The sequence below is a fragment of the Polaromonas sp. P3_C2 genome, from assembly GCF_056402675.1.
The window spans coordinates 1-3,096 of sequence record NZ_JBFUGX010000498.1; the positions used below are offsets into that span (position 1 = coordinate 1).

4 protein-coding genes are annotated in these 3,096 nt (G+C 56.8%); 2 read left to right on the forward strand and 2 right to left on the reverse strand.

Annotation, left to right across the window (positions count from 1 at the left end; genetic code table 11):
* On the reverse strand, positions 1–251 hold a 251-nt coding region (locus tag AC1DWI_RS17840; RefSeq protein WP_477725343.1), incomplete at its 3' end, for an AsmA family protein.
* 344 nt (positions 252–595) lie between these two features.
* Here AC1DWI_RS17840 and AC1DWI_RS17845 point away from each other — a divergent pair.
* Positions 596–976 (forward strand): response regulator, encoded by a 381-nt coding sequence (locus tag AC1DWI_RS17845; RefSeq protein ID WP_477669807.1) that lies wholly within the window; start codon positions 596–598, stop codon positions 974–976.
* A gap of 2 nt (positions 977–978) precedes the next feature.
* Here AC1DWI_RS17845 and AC1DWI_RS17850 read toward each other — a convergent pair whose 3' ends face one another.
* Entirely contained in the window at positions 979–1,611 is a 633-nt protein-coding gene (locus AC1DWI_RS17850) for a response regulator (RefSeq protein WP_007867910.1), read from the reverse strand.
* A 130-nt stretch (positions 1,612–1,741) separates the two neighbouring features.
* Here AC1DWI_RS17850 and AC1DWI_RS17855 point away from each other — a divergent pair, with 130 nt between their 5' ends.
* The gene (locus AC1DWI_RS17855; protein ID WP_477669808.1) at positions 1,742–3,082 is read left to right on the forward strand and encodes a sensor histidine kinase; all 1,341 of its coding nucleotides are present in this window, start codon (positions 1,742–1,744) and stop codon (positions 3,080–3,082) included.
* Positions 3,083–3,096: the final 14 nt, after the last annotated feature.

Consider the following 3,096-nt stretch of genomic DNA (forward strand, 5'->3'; position numbering starts at 1 on the left):
TTGCTGGCCCATTCGGGGTTGGCTATTTCCACCCCGTCGGCCTTGACCGTGGCAGTACGTCCGAGCTGCACCGACAGGTGCCGGGTAATTTCAAAACGCCTTCCGAGTTGCTCGGATACGTGACGATTGATCGGGCCACGAAGCACGTCCCAAGGGAAAAACACCGCAACCAGCACCAGAATCACCGCCAATACGGCAATGCCGATGAGTGTTCTACGCAGAAGAGGCGATGAGGACAAGACGTTGTTCATGTGCTGGAGAGGAATCGTTCAAACCATTGCAAGGGCAGTCTGTAATGGCCAACAATGCGCGGCTGCCAGCAATGTCCATCACCCTTACAAGCGCGTTGAACTACAGTGAATCAAATGTGCGTCAGCTCACCCCACAGGACAGTCGGCAAGCGCCATAAGACGCTGTGGGCATGTGCCTACAGTTTTTTCGAGCGGGTCGTAGGAAACCTCCTACAGGCACTGCCCTTGGTCACTGGCAGAATGGGCCACAATAAAAAGATACATTAGGAAACAAGGACACCGCGTTCTTGAGCCTTTTGTAATATTTCCGAGAAGCACGTAGCCTTCCCACCTGGACCCGAGCAGTGAGACTGAAAACGTACATCGTAGAAGACAATCCCACCATTCGAGAGAATCTGATCGGGACGCTTGAGGAATTGGCAGGCATTGACGCGGTAGGCACCGCCGAAACTGAAAACGAAGGCAAGGCCTGGCTTGTCGAGAACAGCGGCGATTGGGATTTGGCGATTGTTGACCTGTTTCTGAAACAGGGAAGCGGTTTGGGTGTGCTGGCTGCCTGCCGTGACCGCCCCGCCACGCAAAAAGTCGTCGTCCTCAGCAATTACGCCACTGCAGACATCCGCCAGAGATGTGCCCAGCTCGGTGTCGATGCCGTTTTTGACAAGTCCAACGAAATCGATGCCCTGGTGGACTATTGCATCCAGCAGAGCACCATTTCAGATTGAACTCAATCGATCAGCTTGTTCTTGAGCGCGTAGTAGGTCAGGTCGCTGTTGGAGGACAGGCTCATTTTTTCCATGACACGCGTCCTGTAGGTGCTCACGGTTTTCACGCTCAGCGAAAGCGCCTTGGCAATGTCGCCTGCGGTTTCACCCTTGGCCAGCTTGAGAAAAACCTGGAACTCCCGCTCGGACAATTGTTCGTGGGAAGCCACGTCGTTGGGCCGGTTCAGCTGCTGCGCAAGGAGCTCTGCCACCGCCGGGGTAATGTAGCGTTTGCCAAGAGAAATCACACGAATCGCATCCACAATCTCGGATGGATCGCATTCCTTGTTCAGGTAGCCGCTGGCGCCCTGGCGAATCAGGTTGACCGCATAGTGCTCTTCAGGATAGCCGCTCAGAATGAGGATGCCGACATCAGGCGCCTTGGCGCGAATCATGGCCAGCGCATCGATGCCGCTTTGCCCAGGCATGGACAAGTCCATGACCAGAATATCCAGCTCAACGTTACGCACCAGATCAATTGCCTCACGGCCACTGCCGGCTTCTCCCACGACACGCAGGTCCACCTGGTCGGAAAAAAACTGTTTGAGTCCAGAACGCACAATGGCATGGTCGTCCACAATTCCAATTTTGATCATGTCGCTGTCTTTCTATAAGGTCTGCGCAAGCGGGCAACGCAATGAAAAAGATGGCCTGCAGGACATCCGCATTGATTTTCAGTGTTCATTATTGACGAAATTTTCACCAAATGACTGAWCGGAGTTTGCCGTGAAACGATTTGCGATCCCAAAAATGGCCATCAGCCTGCCCCTGGCGGTGCTGGCTGCCGCCATTCTTATCTTCATTAACGAGGCTAGCTTCCAGAAATCCACAGAGGCGGCCGCCAGTATTGAAGAGGCCCAGCAAACCCGCGGCGCCATCAACCGGTTGATGCAGCACATGCTGGATGCGGAAACCGGGCAGCGCGGCTACCTGCTGACCGGCGACGTTCGATATCTCGAGCCCTACAACTCCGCCCTGGCCGATATCGACCAGAACCTGGATGCCTTGCGCCGGCTGTTCACCCCTTACCAGGATCAACTTTCAGAGTTCGGCGTCATGTCCAGGCATGTTTCGCGCAAGCTGGCCGAAATGGACCTGAGCGTGCGCATGCGCAAGGAAGGCAACGAGGACGCCTGGAAATTTGTCCTGACCACGGACGTAGGGAAAGAGCATATGGAGGCGATTCGCGCGCAGTCCGCGAAACTGGCCTCCAACAGCGTCAGCAAAATGGAGCAGGGGCAGGTTCAGATCAAGAAGGCGCTGGAGCTCTCCCGCATCGGCATTGCGGCCATGGCTTTGGCGGGCTTGCTGGCTTTTTACATGTACCTCCTTCAAACCAAGGCGCTGCTTGCTTCCGGCCGGCGCGAGCAGGAATCCCTGCAACGCGAGCGCGACTTCCTCGAAATACAGGTACGTGAAAGAACCGCCAACCTGGCCGAGCTGGCTACCCACCTGCAAAATGTGCGCGAGGACGAACGCGGCCACCTCGCGCGTGAACTGCATGACGAACTGGGCGCGCTTTTGACCGCCGCGAAACTGGATGTGGCCCGATTGAAATCCCGCCTGGCAGGCAATCTGCCGGAAGCGGCTGAGCGGCTGACGCACCTGACCAACACGCTGAACAGCGGCATTGCGCTGAAACGCCGCATTGTCGAAGACCTCCGGCCGTCCTCGCTGTCGCATCTGGGCCTGGTCGCCTCTCTCGAGATCCTCGCACGCGAGTTTGAAGAACGCTCCGGACTCTCCATCACCACCGATCTGGAGCCTGTGGAACTCGGCGGCTCGGCGCAGCTGACCATCTACCGGCTGGTGCAGGAGTCACTGACAAACATCGGCAAATACGCAGAAGCCAGGCAAGCCGAGATCAGCCTTCACAACTTCGACAGCTACATCACGGTAGAAGTCAAAGATAACGGCAAAGGCTTCAAGCTTGAGAGCGTGGGCCCGGGAAGCCATGGCCTTGCCGGCATGCGCCATCGCGTCGAAGCCGCAGGCGGACGGCTGACGGTGTCCAGCACCGAAGGCGATGGCACGCGCATTTCAGCGGTGCTGCCCAAAACACTTTGACCGGTCTCTGAACG

Excerpts from the sequence above, each read along its gene's own strand:
- AC1DWI_RS17850 (WP_007867910.1), bottom strand. The coding sequence starts at position 1,611 with ATGATCAAAATTGGAATTGTGGACGACCATGCCATTGTGCGTTCTGGA.